Source organism: Streptomyces sp. NBC_00005 (assembly GCF_045160215.1).
GTDB lineage: Bacteria > Actinomycetota > Actinomycetes > Streptomycetales > Streptomycetaceae > Streptomyces.
On the sequence record NZ_CP108316.1, the window covers coordinates 6,523,022 to 6,549,513 of the forward strand.

At 70.4% G+C, this 26,492-nt stretch carries 26 protein-coding genes; 14 read left to right on the plus strand and 12 right to left on the minus strand.

Going from position 1 to position 26,492, the window contains the following annotated elements:
• Positions 1 to 100 precede the first annotated feature (100 nt).
• On the minus strand, positions 101 to 946 hold the full coding sequence (locus tag OG303_RS29975; RefSeq protein ID WP_405872219.1) for an SDR family oxidoreductase: 846 nt from the start codon (positions 944 to 946) through the stop codon (positions 101 to 103).
• A 91-nt stretch (positions 947 to 1,037) separates the two neighbouring features.
• Positions 1,038 to 2,003: a helix-turn-helix transcriptional regulator gene (locus tag OG303_RS29980; RefSeq protein WP_405872220.1), complete on the minus strand. Its 966-nt coding sequence runs from the start codon at positions 2,001 to 2,003 to the stop codon at positions 1,038 to 1,040.
• Between the two features lie 64 nt (positions 2,004 to 2,067).
• Here OG303_RS29980 and OG303_RS29985 point away from each other — a divergent pair, with 64 nt between their 5' ends.
• Positions 2,068 to 2,682, plus strand: coding sequence for a TIGR03086 family metal-binding protein (locus OG303_RS29985; RefSeq protein ID WP_405872221.1), 615 nt, complete (start codon positions 2,068 to 2,070; stop codon positions 2,680 to 2,682).
• Between the two features lie 62 nt (positions 2,683 to 2,744).
• Here OG303_RS29985 and OG303_RS29990 read toward each other — a convergent pair whose 3' ends face one another.
• The 5 genes from OG303_RS29990 to OG303_RS30010 form a co-directional block, all read right to left on the minus strand.
• Positions 2,745 to 4,265 (minus strand): FAD-binding oxidoreductase, encoded by a 1,521-nt coding sequence (locus tag OG303_RS29990; protein ID WP_405872222.1) that lies wholly within the window; start codon positions 4,263 to 4,265, stop codon positions 2,745 to 2,747.
• A 120-nt stretch (positions 4,266 to 4,385) separates the two neighbouring features.
• Positions 4,386 to 6,125 (minus strand): NAD(P)/FAD-dependent oxidoreductase, encoded by a 1,740-nt coding sequence (locus OG303_RS29995; RefSeq protein ID WP_405872223.1) that lies wholly within the window; start codon positions 6,123 to 6,125, stop codon positions 4,386 to 4,388.
• Positions 6,126 to 6,186: 61 nt separating this feature from the next.
• Positions 6,187 to 7,659, minus strand: a complete 1,473-nt coding sequence (locus OG303_RS30000; RefSeq protein WP_405872224.1) for an FAD-dependent monooxygenase — start codon at positions 7,657 to 7,659, stop codon at positions 6,187 to 6,189.
• 166 nt (positions 7,660 to 7,825) lie between these two features.
• A complete protein-coding gene (locus OG303_RS30005) occupies positions 7,826 to 8,221 on the minus strand; it encodes a pyridoxamine 5'-phosphate oxidase family protein (protein ID WP_405872225.1) in 396 nt (131 codons plus the stop codon).
• Positions 8,222 to 8,254: 33 nt separating this feature from the next.
• A complete protein-coding gene (locus tag OG303_RS30010) occupies positions 8,255 to 9,745 on the minus strand; it encodes an MFS transporter (RefSeq protein WP_405872227.1) in 1,491 nt (496 codons plus the stop codon).
• 179 nt (positions 9,746 to 9,924) lie between these two features.
• Here OG303_RS30010 and OG303_RS30015 point away from each other — a divergent pair, with 179 nt between their 5' ends.
• Positions 9,925 to 10,341: a winged helix-turn-helix transcriptional regulator gene (locus OG303_RS30015; RefSeq protein WP_405872228.1), complete on the plus strand. Its 417-nt coding sequence runs from the start codon at positions 9,925 to 9,927 to the stop codon at positions 10,339 to 10,341.
• Positions 10,342 to 10,357: 16 nt separating this feature from the next.
• Here OG303_RS30015 and OG303_RS30020 read toward each other — a convergent pair whose 3' ends face one another.
• From OG303_RS30020 to OG303_RS30030, 3 genes are read right to left on the minus strand one after another with little or no spacing between them, the layout of a single operon-like run.
• On the minus strand, positions 10,358 to 10,909 hold the full coding sequence (locus tag OG303_RS30020) for a flavin reductase family protein (RefSeq protein ID WP_405872230.1): 552 nt from the start codon (positions 10,907 to 10,909) through the stop codon (positions 10,358 to 10,360).
• Between the two features lie 13 nt (positions 10,910 to 10,922).
• Positions 10,923 to 12,233, minus strand: a complete 1,311-nt coding sequence (locus OG303_RS30025) for a cation:proton antiporter (RefSeq protein ID WP_405872231.1) — start codon at positions 12,231 to 12,233, stop codon at positions 10,923 to 10,925.
• A complete protein-coding gene (locus OG303_RS30030; RefSeq protein ID WP_405872232.1) occupies positions 12,230 to 12,673 on the minus strand; it encodes a nuclear transport factor 2 family protein in 444 nt (147 codons plus the stop codon). The genes OG303_RS30025 and OG303_RS30030 overlap by 4 nt, the downstream gene beginning before the upstream one ends.
• A gap of 230 nt (positions 12,674 to 12,903) precedes the next feature.
• Here OG303_RS30030 and OG303_RS30035 point away from each other — a divergent pair, with 230 nt between their 5' ends.
• Positions 12,904 to 13,596 carry an antibiotic biosynthesis monooxygenase family protein gene (locus OG303_RS30035; RefSeq protein WP_405872234.1) on the plus strand — a complete coding sequence of 231 codons (693 nt, stop codon included), beginning with the start codon at positions 12,904 to 12,906 and terminating at the stop codon, positions 13,594 to 13,596.
• Between the two features lie 63 nt (positions 13,597 to 13,659).
• Positions 13,660 to 14,364 carry a response regulator transcription factor gene (locus tag OG303_RS30040; protein WP_405872235.1) on the plus strand — a complete coding sequence of 235 codons (705 nt, stop codon included), beginning with the start codon at positions 13,660 to 13,662 and terminating at the stop codon, positions 14,362 to 14,364.
• Between the two features lie 115 nt (positions 14,365 to 14,479).
• Here OG303_RS30040 and OG303_RS30045 read toward each other — a convergent pair whose 3' ends face one another.
• A complete protein-coding gene (locus OG303_RS30045) occupies positions 14,480 to 15,403 on the minus strand; it encodes a ScbR family autoregulator-binding transcription factor (RefSeq protein ID WP_405872237.1) in 924 nt (307 codons plus the stop codon).
• A 402-nt stretch (positions 15,404 to 15,805) separates the two neighbouring features.
• Here OG303_RS30045 and OG303_RS30050 point away from each other — a divergent pair, with 402 nt between their 5' ends.
• Both OG303_RS30050 and OG303_RS30055 read left to right on the plus strand, forming a co-directional pair.
• Positions 15,806 to 16,708: a ScbA/BarX family gamma-butyrolactone biosynthesis protein gene (locus OG303_RS30050; protein ID WP_405872238.1), complete on the plus strand. Its 903-nt coding sequence runs from the start codon at positions 15,806 to 15,808 to the stop codon at positions 16,706 to 16,708.
• Complete coding sequence (locus OG303_RS30055; protein ID WP_405872240.1) at positions 16,705 to 17,733, plus strand: NAD-dependent epimerase/dehydratase family protein; 1,029 nt, start codon at positions 16,705 to 16,707, stop codon at positions 17,731 to 17,733. Before OG303_RS30050 ends, OG303_RS30055 begins: the two co-directional genes overlap by 4 nt.
• On the opposite strand, the gene OG303_RS30060 is transcribed toward OG303_RS30055, so the two are convergent.
• Entirely contained in the window at positions 17,699 to 18,409 is a 711-nt protein-coding gene (locus tag OG303_RS30060; RefSeq protein ID WP_405872241.1) for a ScbR family autoregulator-binding transcription factor, read from the minus strand. The genes OG303_RS30055 and OG303_RS30060 overlap by 35 nt on opposite strands.
• Before the next feature lie 556 nt (positions 18,410 to 18,965).
• Between OG303_RS30060 and OG303_RS30065 the strand changes: the two genes are divergently transcribed.
• The 8 genes from OG303_RS30065 to fabG all read left to right on the plus strand — a co-directional run bounded on the left by OG303_RS30065 (position 18,966) and on the right by fabG (position 26,428).
• On the plus strand, positions 18,966 to 19,715 hold the full coding sequence (locus tag OG303_RS30065) for a response regulator transcription factor (protein ID WP_405872243.1): 750 nt from the start codon (positions 18,966 to 18,968) through the stop codon (positions 19,713 to 19,715).
• Between the two features lie 362 nt (positions 19,716 to 20,077).
• Positions 20,078 to 21,943, plus strand: a complete 1,866-nt coding sequence (locus OG303_RS30070; RefSeq protein ID WP_405872245.1) for an acetyl/propionyl/methylcrotonyl-CoA carboxylase subunit alpha — start codon at positions 20,078 to 20,080, stop codon at positions 21,941 to 21,943.
• Positions 21,944 to 21,961: 18 nt separating this feature from the next.
• Positions 21,962 to 22,114, plus strand: coding sequence for a hypothetical protein (locus OG303_RS30075; RefSeq protein WP_405872246.1), 153 nt, complete (start codon positions 21,962 to 21,964; stop codon positions 22,112 to 22,114).
• 177 nt (positions 22,115 to 22,291) lie between these two features.
• Complete coding sequence (locus OG303_RS30080) at positions 22,292 to 22,621, plus strand: TcmI family type II polyketide cyclase (protein WP_405872248.1); 330 nt, start codon at positions 22,292 to 22,294, stop codon at positions 22,619 to 22,621.
• On the plus strand, positions 22,618 to 23,889 hold the full coding sequence (locus OG303_RS30085; RefSeq protein ID WP_405872249.1) for a beta-ketoacyl-[acyl-carrier-protein] synthase family protein: 1,272 nt from the start codon (positions 22,618 to 22,620) through the stop codon (positions 23,887 to 23,889). Before OG303_RS30080 ends, OG303_RS30085 begins: the two co-directional genes overlap by 4 nt.
• Complete coding sequence (locus OG303_RS30090; RefSeq protein ID WP_405872250.1) at positions 23,886 to 25,097, plus strand: ketosynthase chain-length factor; 1,212 nt, start codon at positions 23,886 to 23,888, stop codon at positions 25,095 to 25,097. The genes OG303_RS30085 and OG303_RS30090 overlap by 4 nt, the downstream gene beginning before the upstream one ends.
• Positions 25,098 to 25,208: 111 nt before the next feature.
• On the plus strand, positions 25,209 to 25,484 hold the full coding sequence (locus OG303_RS30095; RefSeq protein ID WP_405872251.1) for an acyl carrier protein: 276 nt from the start codon (positions 25,209 to 25,211) through the stop codon (positions 25,482 to 25,484).
• Positions 25,485 to 25,642: 158 nt separating this feature from the next.
• On the plus strand, positions 25,643 to 26,428 hold the full coding sequence (gene fabG, locus OG303_RS30100; protein WP_405872253.1) for a 3-oxoacyl-ACP reductase FabG: 786 nt from the start codon (positions 25,643 to 25,645) through the stop codon (positions 26,426 to 26,428).
• Positions 26,429 to 26,492 lie beyond the last annotated feature (64 nt).

Genomic DNA, 26,492 nt, shown 5'->3' on the forward strand with positions numbered 1-26,492 from the left:
TGCGTCGCTCGGGAAGAAGGCCGCCCCGGATCCGTACGGGGGAATTTCCGGATCCGGGGCGGTGCTGGGGAGTCGGGCCTCCTGCTCGAAGGCGCCGGACCTACTTGAAGGCGTGGACGTTGCGCTGCGCCCACCTCGCGAAGGGGCCGGCCGGGCGGCCGAGGACCTTCTCGATGTCGGCGCTGACCCGCTGCTCGGCGGGGAGCGGCTCACCGAGGATGTCCAGCGTGCCGTCGATCACCGGCTCGGGCATGAACTGCGCCATGTGCTCGCGCGCCTGATCGCGGGTCAGCTCCACGAAGCCCACCTGCTCGCCGAGCGCCGCGGAGAGCGCCTCGGCCTGCTCGCGCGGGGTGACCGCGGCCGGGCCGGTCAGCTCGTACGTCTGTCCGAAGTGGCCCGCGTCGCGCAGCACCACGGCGGCGACCTCGGAGATGTCCGCCGGGTCCACGACCGGCAGCGCCACGTCGGCGAACGGGGCGATCACCGTGCGCTGTGTGCGGACGGACTCCATCCAGGCGTAGGCGTTGGAGGCGAAGCCGCCCGGGCGCAGGATCGTCCAGTCCAGGCCGGAGAAGCGGACGGCCTCCTCGAACTCCCGCAGCCGGCCGTGCGAAAGGGCGTTAGGGCGGGTGCCGTTGATCTGCGAGGAGAGCAGCACCACGCGCCGCACGCCGGCCTCCTTGGCCGCCGCCACTACGTCGACGGCGGGTGCGCCGCCGCCGAGCAGTTCGCCGGCCAGCAGGATGAACAGGGCGTCCGCGCCGTCCAGGGCCGGACCCAGGGTGGCGGGATCGGCGAGATCGGCGCGGACATGCCGAGCTCCCTCCGGGAGGTCGTGGGAGAGGGGATTGCGGGACACGGCCGTCACCTTCTCGCCCGCGGCGGCGAGCGCCTCGACGAGCGGGCGGCCGACATTTCCGGAGGCACCGGTAACAACGATCATGAGAACTCCCAAAGTCGTGAATAAAGGGTGGAGTTGGGCGATGTCCGAGACGTTAGCATCCTCGGTATAGTAGGTACCTAGAGGAAAGTGACTATGCTGCTGCGGCATCGCGCAGGGGCTCGTAGCGCGCCGTGAGGGTGCGGCCGAGGCGGGCCAGGTGCTCGCGCGCCAGGGGTGGACCCACCACCTCGACCCGGGCCCCCAGGCCCGCCAGCTGCGCGGCCAGTACCTCCACCGACGGTCCGGCGGCCTCGATCTCCCGCCGGCCGTCCGCCAGCAGCCGGCCGATGCTCAACCGCCCGCCGAACAGCCGCTGGAGCAACGGCAGGGCGTCCTGCTCCGCCCGCGCCGTCACCGTCGTGGCGAGCAGCCGGTCCTCGAGCCGGGTGACCAAAGTGCGCCAGGCGGCCGCCAGATCGAAGTCGGCGGGCCGCCGAACCGGCTCGTCGGTCGGCTCCGCCGAGATCACCCGGTCCAGCCGGAAGGAGCGCAGCCCGTCCGGGGTGCCGGCCACCAGGTACCAGTGGCCCGCCTTGAGGACCAGACCGAGCGGGTCCACGGTGCGTTCGCGGGGTACGCCGCCGGGGCGGGCGTAGCCGAGCCGGACCCGCACGCCGTCCAGCACCGCCCGCTCCAGGGCCGTATGGTGCACGCCGTCCGCCATCACGGCCGTACGCGACCAGTCCAGGTCGTCGACGATCCGTGCCCGGGCAGCCGCCTCGGCGTGCGGGCGCAGCGGTTCCGGTACGGCGCGCAGTAACTTCCGTAATGCGGACCGCAGTTCGGGGGAGGCCGCCGATGCGCCCGCCGCCAGGAACAGCGCCTGGACCTCCGGTGCGGAGAGTCCGGTCAGGTCCGTCCGTGCACCGCCGACCAGACGCCAGCCGCCGCCCCGGCCGCGCTGCGCGTACACCGGGACGCCGGAGGCGGTCAGGGCCTCCAGGTCGCGTCGGGCGGTGCGTTCGGAGACCTCCAGCTCGGCGGCGAGTTCCGCGGCGGTCACCCGGCCGCGCGCCTGGAGGAAGAGCAGGGCCGCCACCAGTCGGTCAGCTCGCATCAGTGATCAGCCTTTCGTGGAAAGTGGCCGGAGGGTGTCCTGTTTGGCCCGGAGACTCGAGGACATGACGAACCCCACGAACGCTCCGAACACCTCTGCCGCGCCGCCCCTCGCCGATCCCCGCAACGGACTGCTGAAGGCCGTCGGTCTGGCCGGTGACGTGCTCGCCGCGGTGCGGCCCGAGCACTACGACGGCACCACGCCGTGTCCGGACTACTCGGTGCGTCAACTGTCCAATCACCTTGTCTCCGTGGTCCGCAGGGTTGCCGTGATCGGCGCCGGCGGACAGTTCTTCAGCGTTCCGCACTTCGCCGAGGACGTCGCCGACGGCGCCTGGGCCGAGGCCTGGGCGGCCGGGGCCGACAAGCTCAGGTCCGTCTGGTCGGACCCGGCGATCCTGGGCCGGGAGATCGGCCTGCCCTGGGGGCCCGTCCCCGGCGCCGTCGCCGCGATCATCTACACCAACGAGTTCGTGCTGCACACCTGGGACCTGGCCAGCGCCACCGGCCAGAACCCCGAGTGGGACGAGGCCGTCCTGGCCGCTCCGCTGGCCGCCATGCACCGTGCCGTGCCCCGCGAACCGCGCGGCGGCCAGGTGCCGTTCGGCCCCGTGGTGGACGTCCCGGAGGACGCCCCCGCCATCGACCGCCTGGTCGGCTGGTACGGCCGTAAGCCCTGATCCCGTACGGCAGTTGACCCGCCAGGCCGCCGGACCCCGTTGTCCGGCGGCCTCGCGGGCTGTCAGGGGGTGCCTATGGACTGCGGGAAGCGGAAGAAGCGGTACGGGTCGTACTTGGACTTGATCCGGGTCAGCCGCGCGTAGTTCTCCGCGTAGTACGACTCCTTCCAGTCCTTCAGCGAGGGGTCCATCCAGTTCTGGTAGGTCTCGCCGTTCGACAGCGGGTCGACCGTCGCGAAGCCGTTGTCGGCCCAGGAGTTCGCCACCGACCTGGCCTCGTCGGTCACCTGGGCAGGGTCGTTGATCAGGACCCGGTAGTTCACCGAGAACAGCGCGTCACGGTGCACGTACGCGGTGGCGGTGCGCGACACGTCGTTCGCGGCGCCCCCGAAGAAGTGGAGGTCCAGGTAACGGGCCTGCCCCGCCCTGCGGTTGGCGTCGAACGCCGTCATCACGTCCGCCCAGCCGCTCGCCGCATACGGCTCACTGCCCATACGCGTGCGCTCCAGGCCGTAGGCCGGGCGGGACAGCGTGCCCTCGGGGGTCTTCTCGGAGCGCTGGCACTGGGCCTCGGTGAGAGTGGCGCAGCCGAAGATCATCATCATGAGCTGCTGGTACGTCATGACGCCGTCCTGGCGCTGCAGGGGAGCACCGGTCAGGGCGATCAACCGGGCGGCCTCACCGGCCAGTTCGGTGGGTGTGCCGCGGGAGGCGAGGAAGACGTTGGCCTGCGGCACCGAGCCGGGAGCGGCGTCGGGCTGCACCAGGTAGGCGCCGCCGCCGATGGTGTGCGGGGCGTCCACCAGCCACCGGGCGACGCCGTCGAGGACGTCGGCCATGCGGTCGTAGGGGAAGATCAGGTTGCTCATGGCCATCTGGTCGCCGCTGTGCGGGGTGACCGTGAAGCGGGTGACGATGCCGAAGTTGCCGCCACCGCCGCCGCGGATCGCCCAGAACAGGTCCGGGTACTGCTGCGCCGACGTGGTCACCACGCGGCCGTCGGCGAGCACCACCTCGGCGGAGGTCACCGCGTCGCAGGCCATGCCCGTCGGCCGGGTCAGGAAGCCGAAGCCGCCGCCCTGGAGGAAACCGCCGGCGCACACGGTCGGGCAGCCGCCCTCGCTGACCACCAGGTGGTGCGGGGCGAGCGCGTTGAGGATGTTGACGTTCTGCGCGCCCGGGCCGATGTCCACCGCCGAAGTGCTCTTCACCGCAACGGCGTTGAGCCGGGACACGTCGATGATCATGCCCGGGGTGGTGGACCAGCCGCCGTAGTTGTGGCCGCCGCTGCGGACCGCCGTACGGACGCCTTGGTCCTGGGCGAAGCGCACGCAGACCGAGACGTCCGCCGCGCTCGCGCAGTACGCGACCGCCTGCGGGTCGACGGCGTCGAACTGGCCCAGCTCCACCTGGCGGGCGACGGTGTAGTAGGGGTCGGTGGGCAGCACGAGCCGGCCCGAGAGCCTGGCCGCGAGCCGGCTCCACGGCGTCGTCGAGCCTTCGGCGGCGACCGGGGCCGCGGGCAGCAGGGAGAGTCCGGCGGCGGCCGAGCCGGCGCCGAGCAGGGTTCTACGACTGATCACACGGTGTCCCAGAGTCGATGCGGGTGGGGTGGAGAGAGGTCGGTGAGTGGGCCCGCACGGGGCCGGCGCGTGGGGGTGCACCGCGCCCCGTGCGGGCCGGTCGGAGTGGTCCGGCGGCGGTCAGGAGACCTTGCGGCCGCGTACGGCGGACTTGGCGACGCCCTTGAGCATCGAGCGGCCGAGGTCCCGCATCTCCTTGGGGCCGTTGGTGCTCGCCCACCACATGAACTTGACCATCGTGGGAGTGGTGGCCCGGTAGAAGCGGTGGTCCTCGCCGTCCTTCCAGCCGAAGGGCGTGTTGACCGACTCGCAGTCGTTGATGGCCTGGAAGACGAGGTCCGCCGCCTTGTCGCCGTCGATCTCGCCCTCCTCGTAGCGCACACAGGTCTCGTGGGTGACGTCGAGGAGGTGTTTGAAGGCGTGGCTGTCGGGCCACCACAGGCCCGGGTAGGGGGAGTTCTCCATCTCCCGGAAGTGGCGGTCGTCGCCGTCCAGGGTGAACTCCTGGCGGGCCTGGATCTGCCGCATGGTGGCGGGCGTGGTGAAGCAGGCCCACACCCGGAACACCGCGTTCCAGAGCCGGAAGTGGGAGAACGCGATGTACGAGCTGTCGACGATCATGTCGTTGTACTTGAGCAGCCCCTGCTCCAGGCGCTCGACGTACTCGAACCGCTTGGCGGAGAAGTCGTCGTCGCGCAGCGCCTCCAGGACGCGGTAGCACAGCGCGTCCACCACCTCGAAGGTGTTGGACAGACCGCGGGAGTACAGCGGGTCGACGAAGCCGGCCGCGTGCGACATCAGGCACCAGCGGTCACCGACCGTCTGCCGGGACGAGTACTGGATCCGGTCCGGCGTCGAGATCCACTCCCGCACCCGCTGCGCGCCCTCGAACTGGCGCTTCACGGCCGGGTACATGTCGAGGTAGTGGTTGAACTCCTCGTCCGGGGTCTTGTCCTTGGGCTGCGGATACAGCCGCTCGTCGAAGGTCAGGCCGACGCTGCACATCGGGTTCCTGGAGTCCTTGTGGTTGTCGAACGGGATGATCCAGAACCAGCCGCGCTCGATCAGATGGTGCAGGGTGCCGCCGTGGAACGGGGACTCGGCCGGGGGCCGCAGCGCCTCGGGGTAGTTGCACACGTCGTCGTACGGCTTGATGCCGACGTAGTGCGTGAACAGGGAGCGCGCGTGGTGCTTGATCCGCGAGGGCTTGTCACGGAGGTCGAACTTCTGGGCCAGCGGCGAGCGGAAGCCGCTGGCGTCGATGAGGTACTTGGCGCGGAAGACCTCGCCGCTGTGGCCGGTGACGGTCACGCCGTCGTCGTCGAAGTCCAGGTCGGTGGCGCGCCAGTTCTGCCGCAGGGTGCAGCCGTACTTGGCGGCGACGTTGAAGTAGTAGGTGTCGGTGTCCTGGCGGAACATGTGCGACGCCTCGGTCAGCATCTTCGGGATGACGAACATCGTCGCCTCGCGCGGATCCGGCTCCCGGTCGGGGACGTGCCGCACGAAACCGAAGCTCTGCTTCCTGCCGTGGTGGGCGCCGATGTGCTCGGTGACCGCCTTGATGTCGAGCAGGTGCTTGATCTCGGGGACGCCGTAGCGCACGGCGAGGATGTGCAGCCACTCCACGAGCTGCGGGTTCTGGGACTCACCGACGGCGAACCGCGGGTGCTGGCCGGCGTCGACGAGCACCACCTTGGCGCCCTGCCGGGCCAGGATCGCGCCGGTGATCGAGCCGCCGATCCCGGCGCCCAGAATGATGACGTCGCACTCGGTGTGCTCGCCGGCCTTCGGGGCCTGCTTCTGTGTGGCCTTCTCTGTGCCGGCCTTGGTGGGCATCTCTGTCTCGGCCTTCCCGGTCAACTCGGAACTCCTCTTCTGACGGTCCGTCGGCGCAGGTCGTCGGCGCCGGCCGGGTGTGCGGTCAGCTGTCTGCGGATACGCCGAACCAGCGCTGAAGGGCCGTGGTGAGACCGTCGGTCGAGCCGTCGGTGCCGATCCAGGCGATGTAGCCGTCGGGGCGCACCAGCAGGTCGGCGGCGGGGGCCGCGGGGTCGGGCCGGGAGGCGGCGACGACGTCGACGCGGTCGGCCCAGCCGGCGGCGGCCTCGGTGAGGGCGTCGCCCCCGCGCAGGTTCAGCAGGAGCGGGCGGCCGCGGTTGAGCAGTTCGTACGTGCTGGTCTTCTCGTCGCCGACCAGCAGCTCCTGGTCGGGCAACCGGCGGCCGAGCAGCGGGTGTTCGCCCTCGCCCATGTCGTAGGCGATGTCCAGGCCGGTGACGAGGCCGACGAGGTGGCGGCGGACCTCCTCGATGCCGACCAGCTCGCCGAAGAGCTCGCGCAGCGGCTGCATCTCGGGGCCGCCGAGATAGAGGGATCGCTGTACGAGGGTGTTGGCGACGATGCGCGCGCCGACGGGGTGGCGCTCGGACATGTAGGTGTCCAGGAGGCCCTCGGGCGCGTACCCCTTGAGCGAGGCGGCCAGTTTCCAGCCGAGGTTCACCACGTCGCCGACGCCGGCGCTGATGCCCTGGGCGCCGATGGGCAGATGGATGTGGGCGGCGTCGCCCGCGAGGAAGACCCGGCCCCGGCGGTACTCGGCGGCCTGGCGGCTGCCGTCCGTGAAGTAGCTGGTCCACAGCGGCTGGTGGCCGGTGATGTCCTCGCCGGTGACGCGCTGGAAGGCGGCGGCGACCTCGGGAAACGTGGGCGCTTCCTGGGTCGGGCGGACGCCGGCGCCGCGTTCGAAGACGACGACGCGGGTGGCCCGCGGGCCGAGCGGGAGCACCACGACCATGCCGGACTCGCCGACCTCGCCGGTCGGGCGGATGCGCAGCTGGTTGGTGGCGACGTCGGCCATGAGCATCTCGATGGTGGCGTTGGTGCCGGGGAAGTCGATGCCGGCCAGGCGGCGCACGGTGGAGCGGGCACCGTCACAGCCGACCAGGTAGGCGGCGCGCAGCGTTTCGACGCCGTCGGCGGCGGCGACCTCCACCGCGAGGCCCGAGTCGTCCTGGGTCATGCCGACGACCTCGTGCCCGCGGCGGATCTCGGCACCGAGACCGGTCGCCCACGCATGCAGAATGGCCTCGGTCCGCGACTGCGGAACACCGCGGACGCCGAAATTGCCGCCGTCGACGATGCGATAGTCAATGGGCAGTCCACCGAAATGCCCGAAGGGTATCGTCTCGAGTTGGCCGAATTCATCGAGAAGTCCGCGCTGGCCGAACTCCTCGATGGTACGGGCGGAAAAGCCGAGCGCCCGGGACTGCTGCATGGGCTCGGCCAGGCGGTCGAGTACGACCACCGACAGCCCAGCCAGGCGGAGTTCACCGGCGAGCATGAGTCCGGAGGGGCCGGCCCCGGCGACAATCACGTCGGCATGAAAGTTATCCATGTTTCCTCTCCCAGTGGATTTTCTCCAGTATTCCGGGGGAGTCCGGGAAGCTGAACGGCGGAAAGTACAGGTCTCTGACAAGTTTCGTCAGAGGTTCTGCAGCTGCGTCAGACAGCGGAAATACGCGAGGGTGCCGGAAGTCGACTTCCGGCACCCTCGGTCGGCCTCAGAGCAGGCCCAGCACCCGGTCGACCTCGATCTCGATCACGACCAGGCCCGGCGGCTCCGGCGGCGGCGTCCAGTACCGCTTGGCGTACTGGCGCACCCCCTCCTGGATCCGTAAGGGGTCGTCGCTGACGGTGGCGGTGCCCTCGAGGGTGATCCAGTGCGGCCCCACCGTCTGGCAGAGGGAGGCCCGGCTGCCGGGCGCGGCCAGCAGGTTCCTGGCCTTGCGCCGTGTCACCGCGGTCATGACCCGCGCCAGGCCCGCCGCACCGTCCCAGGTGAAGCGCACGGGCGTCACATGGGGAGAGCCGTCGGGGCGGAGCGTGGTGAAGGTGCACAGATGGTTCTCGGCGAGGAAGTCCTCGGCCGCGGGGGACAACCGGGGTGACGTCGGCATGGCGTGGTTCCGATCTGTGGCGGGGTTCCGATCTCAGGCGTGGGCGGGAGCGGCGGCCGGCTGGTCCGACGCCCTGGTGAAGGGCAGCAGGATCAGCGTGAGGAGCAGGCCGGCCGCGGCGAAGCAGGCGCCCGCGAGGAACGCGTCGTGGAAGACCTCGGTGCGCGCCTCGGTGACCCGCGCCGGCACCCCGTCCGCCCACTTGGTCAGCTGCTCGACCTGGCGGAAGGCGTAGGTGGCGGCCACGGCGAGGCCCAGGGCGCCGCCGACCTCCTGCGCGGTGTTGATGAGACCGGCGGACAGACCGGACTCGTCCTCCTGGGTGCCGGTGAACGCGGCGACCTGCACCGGGACGAACGAGAGACCGAGACCCAGACCGGAGAGCAGGAACGCGGGCAGCAGATCCACGGCGTAGGAGGCGTCGGACGGGGCCCGCCACAGCAGGAACATGCCGACGCTGGTCAGCGTCAGGCCGGTCATCAGCACCGGCTTCGCGGCGACCTTGGTCACCAGCTGGGAGGCGACGCCCGCGCCGACCGCGACGATCACCGCGAGCGGGACGTAGGCCAGACCGGTCTTCAGGGCCGACCAGCCGAGGACCTGCTGCATGAACAGGCTGGCGAAGAAGAACAGCGTGACGCAGGTGCCCAGGAGCAGGACGGCGACGACGTTGGAGGCCCGCAGCGACTTGCGCTTGAAGACGCCGAGCGGGATCAGCGGGGCCTCGGTGCGCCGCTCGATCAGCACGAACGCGACGAGGAGGACCGCCGAGAGGGCGAAGCCGCCGTAGACACGGCCCATCGGGACGTCCGAGTCGTCGACGGTCTGGCCGAGGGTGAAGATCAGCAGGACGAGACCGGCGGTCAGCGTCACGGCACCGGCTACGTCGAAGGAGCGGCTGCGCTCCGCCGCGCGGCTCTCGCCGACGATCTTCGGCGCGATCACCGCGCAGACCAGGCCGATCGGCACATTGACGAAGAAGATCCAGCGCCAGCCCGGACCGTCGGTGAGCACGCCGCCCAGGGTGACGCCGGCGACGGCGGCGATACCGCTGAGCGCGCCCCAGGCACCCAGCGCCTTGTTGCGCTCGGCGCCCTCCTCGAAGTTGTTGGCGAGCAGGGACAGCGCGGCGGTCGCGATGAACGCGGCGCCGAGGCCCTGGGCGCCGCGCGCCACGATCAGCATGGCCGCGCTCTGCCCGAGCCCGGCGAACAGCGAGGCGAGGGCGAAGAGGATCAGGCCGGTCTGCAGCATCCGGCGGCGCCCGAAGGCGTCGGCGAGCCGGCCGGCCAGCAGCAGGAAGCCGCCGAGCAGCATGCCGTACGTGGTGACGATGTACTGCAGGGACGTCTGGGAGATGTGCAGTTCGTCCTCGATGGTCGGCAGGGCCACGTTGACGATCGACACATCGAGGAAGGTCATGAAGCCGGCCAGGCAGAGGAACGCCAGGATGAGTCCGGGGCGGCGCGGCGGGGCCGAATCGTCGGTGACGGGGGGAAGGCGCAACGACTCATGGGTCGACATGTCGCTCCTTGTGGAGATGACGGACGGGTTCCATAGGGACGGGAGAGCCGGCGGAGAAAGCCGGACGGGACGGACATGGCGCGGAGCCGGGAGCGGTGGTCCGCTCACCGTCTTTCGGGAAGCTAGCATCCTGGGTAAAGTAGGTACCTAGAGGAAAGTGACTTCCCGGGAGGGACCGAATGGGCAGCACCGGAGCCATGGGCAGCACGGCCGCGCGAGGCGGGAAGGTCGATTCGGAACTGGCGTGCCCGGTCTCCCCGGTGGTCGACATCGTCTTCAGCCGCTGGACGACACCGATCCTGTGGACGCTGCACGCGCTCGGCCGGCAGCGCTTCGTCCAACTCCAGCGCAACATCCGCACCATCACGCCGAAGGTGCTCACCCAGCGGCTGCGTCAGATGGAGCGTGACGGGCTGGTCGTGCGCACGTACCACCCCGAGGTGCCGCCCCGGGTCGAGTACGAGATCAGCGAACTCGGCCGCAGTCTGGCGCCGATCTTCGCCCACCTCGCCGAGTGGTCCACGGAGAACCTCAAGAAGGTCGAGCGGGCCAGGCAGGAGTTCGACGAGGCGGACCCCCCGGCCTCCGTGCAGTGATGACGTGCGGCGCCCGCTAACCGCGGGCGGGCGCGGGGGCATCGGTGTCGAGGACGCGCATGGCGCCCTGGTAGAAGACCAGGGGGTCGGCCTTTGCGGTGGAGGTGCCCAGGCCGGTGACCTCGCCGAGCAGGATGGCGTGGTCGCCGCCGTCGTACTCGTCGGTGAGACGGCACTCCAGGAACGCCAACGCCTCGGTGAGGACCGGCAGTCCGCTCGCGGAGCGGTGGTGCGGGACCTCCGCCAGGCGTGCCGACTCACGGCCCGCGAACTTCCATGCGAGCCCTGCCTGACTGCGCGTCAGGAAGTTCACCACGAAGCCCCCGGACTTCTGGAGGGCGGGGCGCAGCCGGGACTGCCGGTGCAGACAGAACAGCACCAGCGGCGGGTCGAGCGAGACGGACGTGAAGGAGTTCACCGTGGTGGCGGCGCCGTCCTCGGGGCCGCCGGTGGTGATGACGGTGACGCCGGTGGCGAAGTTGCCGCACACCCTGCGCAGCGCATGGCCGTCGACCGGCGGCTGCTGCAGGTGTCGGCCGTGCTGTGACAACGGCTGGACGGGTATCACGTGAGCCCTCTCGTCAGGTGTGCGGCGCGGTCGCGTCCGCGACGGGTGGAGGAACCTTCCGGGTCGCGCCGGCCGTGAGGTGCTCGCGCCGGGACAGCAGCGGGGCCGCCATCGCCGTCGTCACGAGGGCCATGATCACCAGGATGGTGAACATCCGTCCGTCGAGCACGCCGAGGCTCACGGCGGCGTTGAGGATGATGAGTTCGGTCAGGCCACGGGTGTTCATCAGCACGCCCAGGTCCTTGGACTCGCGCCAGGACAGGCCGGACAGCCGCGCCGGGACGATCGCGCCCAGCAGCTTGCCCGCGCAGGCCACGCCGATGACCAGGGCAAGCCCCAGGCAGTCGGCCGCGGTCAGGGCGCCGAGGTCGACACCGAGACCGGTGACGATGAAGAACACCGGCAGCAGGATGAGGCTGACGTCGTCCAGCGGCCGGCGCAGGTGCGCCGCGAGCACCCGCCTGGGTTCGCGCGGCATGACGAAGCCGAACAGGAACGCGCCGAAGATCTGGTGGATGCCGATCCACGAGGTCAGCCACGACGACGCGAACACCCCCGCGCACAGCACCGCGAGCAGCAGGCTCCAGCGCTCCATGGCCGCCCACCGCCACACCAGCCGGGCCACCAGCGGCCGCACCACCAGGAACATCAGCGCGACATAGACCGCGCTGAGCGCCCCGATCCGGGCCAGGCCCGCGTAGTCGCCGTCCGAGCTGACCAGCGCCGAGACATACGCCAGCAGACACCAGGCCAGGACGTCGTCGATCGCGGCGCTGGCCAGCGACAGGGTGCCGACCCGGGTGTCCATCAGCCGGTTCTCCGTCAGGATCCTCGCCAGCACGGGGAACGCCGTCACGGACATCGCGGTGCCCATGAAGGTGGCGAACGCGGTGAACGAGATGTGGTGGCCGGCCACCGTGTCGTGGTGCGGATACAGGACGACCGCCGCGCCGACGCCCAGTCCGAAGGCGATCGCGATGGACGACAGCGAGACCCCCGCCGCCAGTCGCGCGTACGGCCGTATCAGGCGCCGCTCGAACTCCCAGCCGACCACGAACATGAAGAGGACCAGGCCGACTTGCGAGACGGCCGAGAGCAACGGACGTACGTCGACCGGAAACAGACGATCCGTCAGGTCACCGGGGAACAGGCCGAGGAAGCTCGGGCCGAGCGCGATGCCGGCCGTGATCTCGCCGATCACCTTGGGCTGGCCCAGCCTGCGGGCGAGCGACCCGAGCGCGGCACCGGCCAGCAGGATCACGCCGATGCCGAGCAGCATGGTCGCGATCTGCCGGTCCTGAACCCCGGCCGCCAGGGCTGTCATCGGGAGTCCCGCGGCCCGGGCGGGGTGCCCGTCGACCAGACCGGCCGGAACGACAGCTCCGTCAGACGCCAGCCGTGCTCGGTGTGCCGGGCCTCGCCGCGGACGAGGGTGCCGGAGACGAACAGCGGGTCGCCGGGCGCGTCCGGGTGGTGCACGTGGGTGGAGACGAGGTTGGCACGCAGCACCGCCCGCTGCTCGCCGGTGAGGTCCACCACCGCAGGGGAGTTGAGGTGCTGGGTGCGGGCGAAGGCGTCGAGTGCCTGCCGGTGCCAGGCGGCGAGTCCCTCGACGCCCGCGTGCCGGCTCATCGGGAACTCGACGCGGGCGTCCTCGTCGAACAGCGCGCGCGCCCAGGCGTCGTCGAGTTTGTCTTCGTCCAGGCCGATCAGATATCGGTCCAGCAAGGTGCTGATTTCGGCTGCAGCCGTGCCTGAATTCATTACCCGAGTATCCCGTGCGCGCCAATGGGCACCCAAGAGCACTTGTCGAAGACCTGACGTAGCTACCGAAGACCTGACGCTGGTGGAAAAGACCTGACAATCCGCGCGGAGTCCTGAACGCAGCGGCCTTCAGGGGACCTTGATGGCTTGTCATGCTGGTCGGGAAGCGCTGACCCAGTAATTCGAGTTCTGCTTCTTTCATCAACCGATCGACCGGAAGAGAAGAGATAATGCCGAAGATCGCAGCCGATGGTAAGAACCTGACCGTGCTCAACCTGTTCTCGACCGACTCCGCCGAGAAGCAGGACAGCCTGCTCGCCGCGATGCGCGAGATCGTCGACGCCGCGGCCTACGACGGCTGGATCTCCAGCACCGTGCACAGCGGGCAGACCAAGTTCGGCACCGCCAACTTCATCCAGTGGCGCTCCACCGAGGACCTCGAAGCCCGGTACGCCGGCGAGGAGTTCAAGCACCGCACGCTGCCGCTGTTCGGTGAGATCACCACCGCGATACGGCTGCTCCAGAACGAGGCGGTCTTCACCCAGCAGAAGCCGGGCGCCGGGCCGACCGAGATCGGGCCGGAGCGCGAGGACTACACGGTCATCGACCTGTACGGCGTCGCCGAGAAGCACCAGGACGACCTGGTCGAGGAGCTCGGTGCCTCCCAGGACTGGCTCCAGAAAGTCGCGGGGTACCGCAGCCACACGGTCCTGCGCGGTCTGCGCGGGCGTGGCATCGAGGGCAAGTGGGCCGTCGTCTACTCGCAGTGGGACAGCAAGGAGGCGTACGACGCGTTCCGCGAACTGCCGGGTGGACAGCGGTCGGCGGAGCGGCGCAGGACCGACGCCCGGGTGGACGCGCTGGCCATCTGGCGCGACTCCAACACCTACCGCGTGGTGCACACCCGGTCGGCGGGCGAGTGACCGTCCGGGCCGCGGGCCCCGGGCGCGTGGCGCCGCCGGGGCACGGCCCGGTGTGGGGTGCACATGCGCGTACTTGTGATCGATCCGGATGACGGAACCGCCGAGCCGCTGGTCTGCCGCCTGGTGCGCAACGGCCATCAGGTCCGGCGGGTCCGTACCGGGCGGGCGGCGCTCGAGGCGTGGGAGCAGGCCGAAGTCGTCCTGCTCGACCTGGAGTTGCCCGATCTCGACGGTCTTCAGGTGTGCGCCGAGATCCGGGCCCGGGGCGGCACGCCGCTGATCACCTTCACCAGCCGGGACACCGAACTGGACCGGGTGCTCAGCCTGCGGTCGGGAGCGGACGACTGCCTCGTGAAGCCGTACGGATTCCGGGAGTTGATCGCCCGGATGAACGCGGTGACGCGGCGCGTCGCCACGGGTGGCGGTCCGGCCGGCGTGTCCTGCGGGGCGCTGCGGCTGGACCCCGGAGCGCGGGAGGCCTGGGTCGGCGAACAGCCGCTGGACCTGACCCGCAAGGAGTTCGACATCCTGCTCCTGCTGGCCTCGGCACCGGAGACGGTGATCTCACGCCGGGACCTGATCGCCAGGGTCTGGGCGGACGAGTGGGCCATCTCCACCCGCACGGTGGACACACACGTCAGCGCCCTGCGCGCCAAGCTGGGCGAGGGGTGGATCACCACGGTCCGAGGCGTCGGCTACCGCCTGGAGGACGCCTCCGGGACCACCCCACCACTGGACCGTACGGGGCCCGGCGGGACGGCGGGCTGATCGTTCGGGGAGCGCGGCTTCGGTCGCTCCGGTGCGGGGAGTCGGCGTCGCCGGAGTGGTCCGGGCGGCAGGAGACCGGGATGCCGGTTTGCCGCTGCCGTGCGGGACCGGCCGGTCAGGCGGCGCTGCCATGCCCTTCCGGGGCAGCGCTCCTGTTCCCCTCCTCGGCGGTGACGCCGTCCCCCTCCAGGGCGGTGACGCCTTGCCTCTCCGGGACGGCGCCGCCTTCCGGGGCGGCGCCGGCCTCCCAGGTCGGGTCGGCCTCCGAAGCGACGTCCGCCTGCGAAGCGGTGTCGATCTCCGGGGCGGCGGGATCGGTCTCCGAGGCGGGGTCGGTCTCCGCCGCCGCCTCGTCCTCCTCGTCGATGGACGCGTCCTCCGCCTCCAGTGCCGCGTCGCGTGACGCGAGGAGGCGTTCGGCCCGGTCGGGGGCCAGGTCCAGCGTCGGGAGTATCTGCGGCATCGCGATGCTCGGGAGGAGGTGGCGGAACAAGACGATCACCCGGCGGGTCAAGTCCTTGCGCTCGCACAGTATTTGGGACGTCCACTGGATGCCGGTGAAGGACCCCGCGAGCAGCTCCGCCGTCTCCGCCGGGTCCACGTGCGGCAGCAACTCCCCACGCTCGCGCGCCTCGACGAGCAGTTCGGTCAGCCGGTCCGTCCAGGACTGGAACGGCCGCCCGTGGAACGGGTTGCCGCCCTCCGCCTTCTCGCCCCACTGGTCCATCGCCAGACCGACACTGGCCCGGGTCAGCGGATCGTGGTGCAGCTGGTGCGCGAACAGCAGGCCCTGGTCGGCGAGTTCCTGGAGCTTCGTGCGCTGCGCGGGCAGCGGGCCAAGCTCCAGCTGGGCCGCGATCACCCCGAGAGCCAGCTCCTCCTTCGAGGAGAAGTGGAAGTAGAGCGCCCCCTTGGTGACACCGGCCCGCGCGATGATCTCCGTGATGGTGGCCGTGCCGAAACCCCGCTCGTCGAACACCGCGGCGGCCGCCAGCAGGATCGACTTGCGGGTCTGGATTGCTCGTGCTTGACGTGCCATGGCGTCCGTGCCTGTTTCTATGTCAGAGCTTGGTCAGGTCCCCGCACAAAGAGAACCGGACTGTCAGTCTTTTGTCGAGGGGGGAGCGATCCCTCCATGTATCGACTCAGGGGGCAAACCATGGCTGATGGCGTGATATCCGTAGTCGACCGGTTCCTTGACTCTCCTACGGGTCTGGAGCCAGCACGGGAACGATCCGACTCCACCGCCGAAGCCGGTTCACCCCCCTTGAACTCCCCCCCATCAACGCAGGTGGAAGCCGTAACGCAGGCGCCCGTCGCGGCTTCGGGGGCCACCGTGGAAGGCCCGGACGGACAAGGCGGTTTGCTTCCCGGTCAGGCCGAGCGGGTCCACCACGAAAGCCCCACTGCACGGCCCGCATACCGGACCGACGCCCCGGTTTTGATCCCGGACGGCCGGGCCACCCCCGAGCTCTGCCACCGCCCGTATGCCGAGGACCGGTTCCCCGTCGACTGGCTGCGCCTCGCCGAGGGGTGCTTCCTCGTCACGGTGAACTGGCCCGCCGCACACCGCTTCTTCGCTCCGCTGCCCGACGGCCGTCAGGACCCGCTGCTCGTCGCCGAGACCACCCGGCAGGTGACGATGATGCTGGCCCACGCCGAGTTCGGGGTCCCGGTCGGCGACCAGTTCGTGATGAAGGAGCTCGGACACCGGGTCGAGACACCGGACTTCACCGTGGCGGGCGCCTCGGGCGCGATCGAGGTCGTGGTCGAGTGCTCCGACGTCCAGCTGCGCGCCGGGCGCCTCATCGGCATGCGGGTCGACCTGCGCTTCCAGCGCCTGGGCCGGCTGCTCGCCACCAGCATGGGCATCCTCGGCTGCGTCTCGGCCCGCGTCTACCGCAGGCTGCGGAGCGAGCGGATGGCCGCCATCGGACGTCCGCTGCCGCTGCTGCCCGCCGTCGCGCTGTACGAGACCGGCCGCGACGACCGCAGGGATGTCGTCCTCGCGCAGGCCAAGCACCGTCCCGGCTGGCGGCTCCGTCTGGACACCGGGAACCTCACGCTCTTCGCCCGCCCCAACGACCACGTCCCCGGCATGGTGCTCCTCGAAGCCGCACGGCAGGCCGCCACCGCGCTCACGCCCGGGCACGTCTTCCACCCCGCGTCGATGCGGATCCTCTTCCACAAGTACTGCGAACTGGCCGAACCCTGCTGGATCCTGGCCCGGCACGACGTGTGCGCGGAGCAGGGGGCCGTCGTCCGCGTGCAGGGGTTGCAGGGGCAGCGGGAGGAACCCGTCTTCACCGCGACGCTGGGCGGCGCCGCACGGACGAGCAGGTGAGCCGGCACATCCTGGTGACGGGCTCGGGCGGTTTCGTCGGCGGACATGTGGTCGCCGCGGCCGGCGTCGCGGGGGACGTCCGGCTGCGGCTGCTGGTCCGGGCACTCCCGTCGGCGACCCGCCCGCCGTCCAGCGGACCACCGCTCCCGGCAGGGGCGCCGGTCGCGTATGTACGGGGCGACCTCACCGATCCCGCCTCACTGCGCGGTGTCTGCGACGGCGTCGACGCGGTCGTCCACTGCGCCGCCAGGATCGGCGGCAACGCCCGACTGCTGCGGCGGGTCAACGACTTGGGCACGCTCGCCCTGGTCGAGGAGGCCCGGCGCGCCGGGGTCGAGCGGTTCGTGCACCTGAGCACGGCGGCGGTGCACGGCCGGGGCCCGTTTCGCGGAGTACGGCCCGGGCAGGCGCCGATCGCGCCGGTGTCGGACACCAGCCGCACGAGGGCGGCGGCCGAGCGCCATGTCCTCACAGCCGGCGGCACGGTTCTGCGCCCTCATCTGGTTTACGGGGCGGGGGACCGCTGGGTGGTTCCCGGCGTCCTGACGCTGCTGCGCGCGCTCGGGGCACGGCCGGCGGGGCGGCTCGGACGGCAGTCGATGATCGACGCCGGGACACTGGGGCACGTGCTGCTCTCGGCCGCGCTGGTACCGGCGGTCCGCGAGGGGCGTGTCCACTTCGTGAACCACCCGGATCCCGTACCGGGTGAGGACCTGCTCGCGGCGGTCGCCGAAACGTACGGTCTCCTTCCGGAGGCCGCTCCCGGCATCCCGGCCGAGGCCGCGCGCGCCCGGCTCCACGACCACCCGCTCGCCCGGCACCACCTCGAACTGCTCGCCGCGGACCACTGGTTCACCGACGACCGGGTCTGGACCGACCTCGGCTGCGACCCCGGTGCCGTGTTCGCCGAGCGCTTCCCCCGGTACGCCGACGCGTACCGGAACCCGCCGCCGGACCCGGAACCGGACCTGGATCCGGCACGGGGCCGGATCACGTCACCCCCGTCACCGCCGCCTCGGCGGTGACCTTCTCCTGCGGGACGTAGGGCAGATAACGGGAGGCGGCCACCGCGTACTCGACGAGGTCGCCGGTTCCGCCGGGGCTCAGACCGCAGAGCAGCTCAGGTGCGGCGAGCCCTGGCAGGAAGCCCTGCCAGAACCCCGTGAAGGCCAGCCGGGTCCGGTCTCCGTCGCCCCCCTTGATCAGTACGCCTATCCCGGTCGTGGCCGCGACGATCGCGCAGGTCAGCGCCTGCAGTTGGACCTGCGCCGCGAGTCGGCCCTCCTGCCGGGCGTGGTCCAGCAGGCGCTGGGCGCAGGCGTGCCACGTCTGGATGAACTGTTGCGGACCCCGGCGGGAGCGGTCGTTGTCCAGCCGCAGTCCGGCCCGCGACACCACGTCCCAGGACAGCAACTGACTCAGGGTGTGCGAGATGTCGACCAGGGCCTGCAGCGGCTCGGAGTTCCTCTCGTACGCGAGGCGCGCGGCGCGCCACAGGATGTCGCGTGCCTCGCTGACGACCTCCTGGGCCAGGTCCTCCTTGTTCGCGAAGTGGAAGTGCAGCGCGCCCGTGCTCATGTTGGCCCGCGCGCTGATGTCGGACAGTCTGGCCGAGGCGTAGTCCTCGCGGTCGAAGACCTCGGCCGCCGACTTCAGCATCAGCCGGCGGGTACGGATCGCCCTGTCCTGTTGTAGTCCCACTTGCCTGAATCCTTTCATCCCTCGGTCCAGGAAACGGACTTGACGGTTTGTTTGTGAGGTCCAGGCACCCGCCCGGCTGGAGTGTCGGTCCGGCTGGCGGCCCTCGTTTCTCTCGACACTCCGTCAGTACTGCCCAGAAGATCACATTTTCCCACGTCATGGCCAGGGGGAAGGTGAAACGGAAGCAGGGAATCAGCCAGCTGAAAACATCCCGGACGGTTTACCACTGCTACCGAGGATGTGCAACGCATCGGGGCGAGACCGTCCGGAGTCTCGATCTTGCAGGCCTGTATGTCCAGTTGTTGACGCCCAGAACAAACCGCGGTCGCCGTCAGGGGCCGTTCAGGCTTGATTCAGGGGCGAATTTCACCCATCCGTAAGATCCAAGATCAAGATCTTGATTACGCTTCGAGGCGGAATTGATCCTTCATCTCCGCTTAACTCTGGCAAAAGCCGCATCAGTTGTCGCAGAGAGTAAGTTTACTCAGGTTTTTTTTGACAAACCGAGAGGTAGGTTTTTAGGCTCGACGAGCCAAGGCGCTCGAGCGGGAACTACATGTTCAGGGGGAGAGCAGTGAGCCAACGCGCAACGAGCAGCACTCTGGAGTTCCGAAAGTCTGTCCCGTCGCAGATCCGCAAGCCTTCGACCAACTGGCGGGTCCTGGTCGTCGAGAACAACACCGGTGACATGGAGGATCTGGCCGCCGGACTGCGCCGGCGCGGCCACCAGGTCGAGGGGGTGGGCACGGGGAGTGCGGCCCTGCAGGCCTACCAGGTGTCGGACATCGTCCTGCTGGATCTCGAACTGCCCGACCTGGACGGCCTGGAGGTGTGCCGCTCCATCCGTACGCAGAGCGACGTGCCCCTCATCGCCGTCACCGCGTGGGGGACGGAACTGGACCGCGTCCTGGGTCTCCAGGCCGGCGCGGACGACTATCTCGTCAAGCCCTACGGTTTCCGGGAACTGATGGCCCGTATGGACGCCGTCATGCGTCGTGCGCGTCCGCAGGCGCAGACCGCGCAGGTGGTCTCGCGCGGGCCGCTGCGCATCGACGCCGCCTCGCGGGAGGTCAGTCTGCACGGCCGGGCCGTGGAGGTCACCCGCAAGGAGTTCGATCTGCTCTACCTGCTCGCCTCCCATCCGGGGACGGTGGTCTCGCGCAAGCGCATCATGCAGCAGGTCTGGGGAGGTTCCTGGTCCCGGCGCACGGTGGACACCCATGTCAGCAGTCTGCGGGGGAAGTTGGGTGGCAGCGACTGGATCGTCACCGTGCGCGGAGTGGGGTTCCGCTTCGGAAATGGCTGATATCTCACCCGGCGGGAGGTGACCGCTCCCGCCGGTCTCGGACAGGGCGGGCTCCGGACGACGGAGCCCGCCCTTTCGTATGCCCTCGGTCTGTCGTGTGAGAGCGCTTTTCGCGGCGGTCAACTGCTTTCCGTGCGGGGACGGTTCGACGCCGCTTCTGACAATTCTCTGACACTTGCCTGGCGTTGCGTCAACAAAGCCGTAGCCCAGCTGAGGATCTGGTCCGAAGGCTTAATGGGTGGCTGTTGAAGGTGCCGAGGTCCCGCACCGACTATGGACAGGTATTCGGGTGCCGGGCTGGAATTCCCCGGACCGTGCCTGATCATCCGGGAATTCCCCGCCGATTGAGGAGAGGGCCAGTCGTGCGCAAGGTGCTCATCGCCAACCGTGGCGAAATCGCTGTCCGTGTGGCCCGGGCCTGCCGGGACGCGGGGATCGCGAGCGTGGCCGTCTACGCGGAACCGGACCGGGACGCTCTGCATGTCCGCGCCGCGGAGGAGGCGTTCGCCCTGGGCGGTACCGCATCACTCCGGGGGGCGACCCCCGGACCCCCGCCAGAAAAGCAGGTCGGCACGGGTGCCCGGAGCGGACAGGGCGAGGCGGACTCGAGTGACACCCCGGCGAGCAGTTACCTGGACATCGGGAAGGTCCTCAACGCGGCGCGTGAGTCGGGGGCGGACGCGATCCATCCCGGCTACGGCTTCCTGTCCGAGAACGCCGAGTTCGCCCAGGCGGTCCTGGACGCGGGTCTGATCTGGATCGGCCCGCCGCCGCAGGCCATCCGCGACCTCGGCGACAAGGTCGCCGCCCGCCACATCGCCCAGCGCGCCGGCGCCCCCCTCGTCGCGGGCACCCCCGACCCGGTCTCCGGCGCCGAGGAGGTCATCGCCTTCGCCGAGCAGCACGGCCTGCCCATCGCCATCAAGGCCGCCTTCGGTGGTGGCGGCCGCGGCCTCAAGGTCGCCCGCACCCTCGAAGAAGTGCCGGAACTGTACGAGTCGGCGGTGCGCGAGGCGGTCGCCGCGTTCGGCCGCGGCGAGTGCTTCGTCGAGCGCTACCTCGACAAGCCCCGCCACGTGGAGACCCAGTGCCTGGCCGACACCCATGGCAACGTGGTCGTCGTCTCCACCCGTGACTGCTCCCTGCAGCGCCGCCACCAAAAGCTCGTCGAGGAGGCCCCCGCCCCGTTCCTGTCCGAGGCGCAGGTCGCGGAGCTGTACTCCTCGTCGAAGGCGATCCTGCGCGAGGCGGGCTATGTCGGCGCCGGCACGGTGGAGTTCCTGGTCGGCACGGACGGCACGATCTCCTTCCTGGAGGTCAACACCCGCCTCCAGGTCGAGCACCCGGTCACCGAGGAAGTCGCCGGCATCGACCTGGTCCGCGAGATGTTCCGCATCGCCGACGGCGAGCACCTCGGCTACGGCGATCCCGAACTGCGCGGCCACTCCCTCGAGTTCCGCATCAACGGCGAAGACCCCGGCCGAGGCTTCCTCCCGGCCCCCGGCACGGTGACCGTCTTCAACCCGCCGTCGGGCCCGGGCGTCCGCCTGGACGCCGGCGTCGAGTCCGGCTCCGTGATCGGCCCGGCGTGGGACTCGCTGCTGGCCAAGCTGATCGTCACCGGCGCCACCCGCGCCCAGGCGTTGCAGCGGGCCGCCCGCGCCCTGGCCGAGTTCCAGGTCGAGGGCATGGCCACCGCCATCCCCTTCCACCGCAAGGTGGTCACCGACCCGGCCTTCGCCCCCGAACTGGCCGGCTCCGCCGAGGCGTTCACGGTCCACACCCGGTGGATCGAGACCGAGTTCGTCAACGACATCAAGCCCTTCGCCGCCCCCACGGATGCGGAGACGGACGAGGAAGAGGGCCGCGAGACGGTCGTCGTCGAGGTCGGCGGCAAACGCCTGGAGGTCTCCCTGCCCTCCTCGCTGGGCATGTCCCTGGCCCGCACCGGCCTGGCCGCCGGCGCCCGCCCCAAACGACGCGCCACCAAGAAGTCCGGCCCGGCCGCCTCCGGCGACACCCTGGCCTCGCCGATGCAGGGCACCATCGTCAAGGTCGCCGTCGAGGAGGGCCAGGAGGTCAAGGAAGGCGACCTCATCGTCGTCCTCGAGGCGATGAAGATGGAGCAGCCGCTGAACGCGCACCGCTCCGGCACCATCAAGGGCCTGTCCGCCGAAGTCGGCGCCTCCCTCACCTCCGGCGCAGCCATCTGCGAAATCAAGGACTGACGACGTCCCCAGGGAGGTGTGACCGAGATGTACTCCGACCCACGAGACGGCCGCCCCGTCGTGACGCATGACAGCGGGCCCGACGCGCCCCTGCCGCCCGCCTGGCGGCTGGCGGGCGAGGACGACGAGAACGACAGCGACCACCCGCACATCTGCCGGGGCGTCGACTGACGCATCGGCGTCACCGACGTAACCCCCGGGCTTTTCGGGGGCCTTACCCGGGGCGTCCCCGGGTCCTGCCGGGACCGTCCCGGCAACAGCCGGATTTCTCCGGGGAATTCGACTTTCCTGCCTTTACTTCCTTCCTGCTGCTCCTGACGTCCACGCACCTTTCCAAGGAGAGAGCTCATGCACAGCACCTTGATCGTGGCCCGTATGGAACCGGGCTCGGCAGTCGATGTCGCCAAGTTGTTCGGCGCATTCGACGAGTCCGAGATGCCGCATCTGATGGGCACCCGACGCCGTCAGCTCTTCCACTACCGAGGCCTCTATTTCCATCTGCAGGACTTCGACGCGGACAACGGTGGCGAGTTGATCGAGAAGGCCAAGGCCGACGAGCGCTTCGTCCGCATCAGCGAGGACCTGAAGCCCTGCATACAGGCGTACGACCCGGCCACCTGGCGGTCTCCCGCCGACGCGATGGCCACGCGCTTCTACGACTGGGAGGCGTCCCGATGAGCGGCCGTCGCGTCGTCATCACGGGGATCGAGGTCCTCGCGCCGGGAGGCGTCGGCAAGGACCACTTCTGGGACCTGCTGAGCGACGGCCGCACCGCGACGCGTGGGATCACCTTCTTCGACCCGAGCCCCTTTCGTTCGCAGGTCGCCGCGGAGATGGACTTCGACCCGGAGCAGCACGGCCTGGCCCCGCAGGAGGTCCGCCGGATGGACCGGGCCGCCCAGTTCGCGGTGGTCGCGGCGCGCGGCGCGGTGGCCGACAGCGGGATCGACCTCGCCGCCCACGACCCGCACCGGGTGGGCGTCACCATCGGCAGCGCGGTCGGCGCCACGACGGGACTGGACGAGGAGTACCGGATCGTCAGTGACGGTGGCCGGCTGCACCTGGTGGACCACGAGTACGCCGTACCGCATCTGTACAACTACTTCGTCCCCAGTTCCTTCTCGGCCGAGGTCGCCTGGACGGTCGGGGCGGAGGGCCCCAACACCGTGGTGTCCACGGGCTGCACCTCCGGCATCGACTCGGTCGGTTACGCGGTCGAGTTGATCCGGGAGGGCTCGGCCGACGTGATGATCGCCGGCTCGTCCGACGCGCCGATCTCACCGATCACCATGGCCTGCTTCGACGCCATCAAGGCGACGACCCCGCGCCGGGAGGACCCCGAACAGGCCTCGCGGCCCTTCGACGGCACCCGCAACGGGTTCGTACTCGGCGAGGGCTGCGCGGTGTTCGTCCTGGAGGAACTGGAGAGCGCCCGGCAGCGCGGGGCGCACATCTACGCCGAGATCGCCGGCTACGCCACCCGCAGCAACGCGTACCACATGACCGGTCTGCGGCCGGACGGCGCCGAGATGGCCGAGGCCATCACGGTGGCGCTGGACGAGGCCCGGATGAACGCGGACCGGATCGACTACATCAACGCCCACGGCTCGGGCACCAAGCAGAACGACCGGCATGAGACGGCCGCCTTCAAGAAGAGCCTGGGCGAGCACGCCTACCGCACTCCCGTGAGCTCCATCAAGTCCATGGTGGGGCACTCGCTCGGCGCGATCGGCTCGATCGAGATCGCCGCGTCCGCGCTGGCCATGGAGCACCACGTGGTGCCGCCCACGGCGAACCTGCACACCCCCGACCCGGAGTGCGACCTCGACTACGTGCCGGTCACCGCCCGCGAGCAGCTGACCGACGCGGTGCTGACGGTGGGCAGCGGGTTCGGCGGCTTCCAGAGCGCGATGGTGCTCGCCCGTCCCGAGAGGAGCGTGGCATGAACGCGGTGGTGGTGACGGGTCTGGGCGTCACGGCCCCCAACGGCCTCGGTGTCCAGGACTACTGGGAGGCGACGCTCGCCGGCAAGAGCGGCATCGGGCGGATCACCCGCTTCGACCCGTCGCGGTACCCGGCCCGGCTGGCCGGTGAGATCCCCGGCTTCGCGGCCGAGGATCACCTGCCGAGCCGGCTGCTGCCGCAGACCGACCGGATGACCCGGCTGGCACTGGTCGCCGCCGACTGGGCGCTCGCGGACGCCGGGATACGACCGCAGGACCTGCCCGGGTTCGACATGGGCGTGGTGACGGCGAGTTCGTCCGGCGGCTTCGAGTTCGGCCAGGGCGAGCTCCAGGCCCTGTGGAGCAGGGGCAGCCAGTACGTCAGCGCGTACCAGTCGTTCGCCTGGTTCTACGCGGTCAACAGCGGCCAGATCTCCATCCGGTACGGGATGAAGGGCCCGAGCAGCGTGGTCGTCAGCGACCAGGCCGGCGGTCTGGACGCGGTGGCCCAGGCGCGCCGCCAGATCCGCAAGGGGACCCCGATGGTGGTCTCCGGGGCCGTGGACGCCTCGATCTGCCCGTGGGGCTGGGTCGCCCAGCTCGCCGTGCAGCGGCTGACCACACGCGACGAGCCCAGCCGGGCGTATCTGCCCTTCGACTCGGCGGCCGACGGCTATGTGCCGGGCGAGGGCGGCGCACTGCTCGTCATGGAGTCCGAGGACTCGGCGCGCTCGCGCGACGCGCGGATCTACGGCGAGGTCGCCGGGTACGCGGCGACGTTCGACCCCGCGCCGGGCAGCGAGCGGCCGCCGGCGCTGCGCCGGGCGATCGAACTCGCCCTGGACGACGCCAGGACGGGCGCCGACGAGGTGGACGTGGTGTTCGCCGACGCGGCGGCCGACCCCGAGCTCGACCGCATCGAGGCGGAGGCGATCACGGCGGTGTTCGGCCCCGGGGCCGTCCCGGTCACCGCGCCGAAGACGATGACGGGCCGCCTCTACTCGGGCGCGGCGCCCCTGGACCTGGCCGCCGCGTTCCTGGCGATCCGGGACGGAGTGATCCCGCCGACGGTGCATGTGACCCCGTCCCCGGACCACGCCCTCGACCTGGTGGTCGACCGGCCTCGCGAGGCCCGGCTCCGGTCGGCCCTGGTCCTGGCCCGCGGCCACGGCGGCTTCAACTCGGCGGCGGTCGTACGAGCGATTGCCTGACCCTCAAGGACCGACGGCCGATCACCGACGGCCGATCACCGACGGCCGACCGCCGGTCGTCGACCACTTACCACCCACCACGAACACCGACCGACCCGAAGGGAACACCACGTGGAAACACAGCAGTTCACCCTCGAAGCTCTCAAGCGGATCCTGATCGAGGGCGCCGGCGCCGAGGAGTCCGTCGACCTCGACGGCGACATCCTCGACGAGGACTTCGAGCACCTCGGCTACGAGTCGCTGGCGCTGCTGGAGACCGGCGGTCGCATCGAGCGCGAGTACGGCATCGTCCTGGACGACGACGTCCTGTCGGAGAGCAACACGCCGCGCGCCCTCATCGACGCCGTCAACTCCCAGCTGGGGGACGGGTCCCAGGCCGCCGCCTGACGCCTCGTCATACCCGACATTTCAGGATCCCGTACGCCTGTGATGCCGTGACCGGTCATTCCGTGACCCCCACCGAGCGTCCGCCGCCGGACACCCCTGACCGGCGGCGGGCACCCCCACCCTCCAAGTAGTCCTCCATTCAAGGGAGTTGAAAGAGCATGTCGCAGCAGACGCCGCGGGTCGCCCTGATCACCGGGGCCACCAGTGGAATCGGACTGGCGGCTGCCCGGCAGCTGGGCTCCGCCGGGCACCGGGTGTTCATCGGGGCGCGCGACGCCGACAACGTGGCCGCGACGGTCAAGCAGCTCCAGGAGGAGGGCATCGAGGCGGACGGCGCCGCACTGGACGTCCGTTCGCCGCAGGTCGTCCATGCCTTCGTGCAGGCCGCGGTCGACCGCTTCGGCGCCGTCGACGTCCTCGTCAACAACGCCGGCCGCAGCGGCGGCGGAGTGACCGCCGACCTCGCGGACGAGCTGTGGGACGACGTCATCGACACCAACCTCAACAGCGTCTTCCGGATGACCCGTGAGGTACTCAACACCGGTGGCATGCGCGGCCGCAGCTGGGGCCGGATCATCAACATCGCCTCCACCGCGGGCAAGCAGGGCGTGGTCCTCGGCGCCCCCTACTCGGCCTCCAAGCACGGCGTCGTCGGCTTCACCAAGGCACTCGGCAACGAACTCGCCCCGACCGGCATCACCGTCAACGCCGTCTGCCCCGGCTACGTCGAGACGCCGATGGCCCAGCGGGTCCGCCAGGGCTACGCCGCCGCCTACGAGACCAGCGAGGAGCAGATCCTCGAGAAGTTCCAGGCCAAGATCCCGCTCGGCCGCTACTCCACGCCCGAGGAGGTCGCCGGGATGGTCGGCTACCTGGCCTCCGACCCCGCCGCCTCCGTCACCGCGCAGGCGATCAACGTCTGCGGTGGGCTCGGCAACTTCTGACCCCGCCCGACCCCCGCCCGATCCCGCCAGGCCCGACCGGACCGCCAAGAGGAAGAAGAGGACG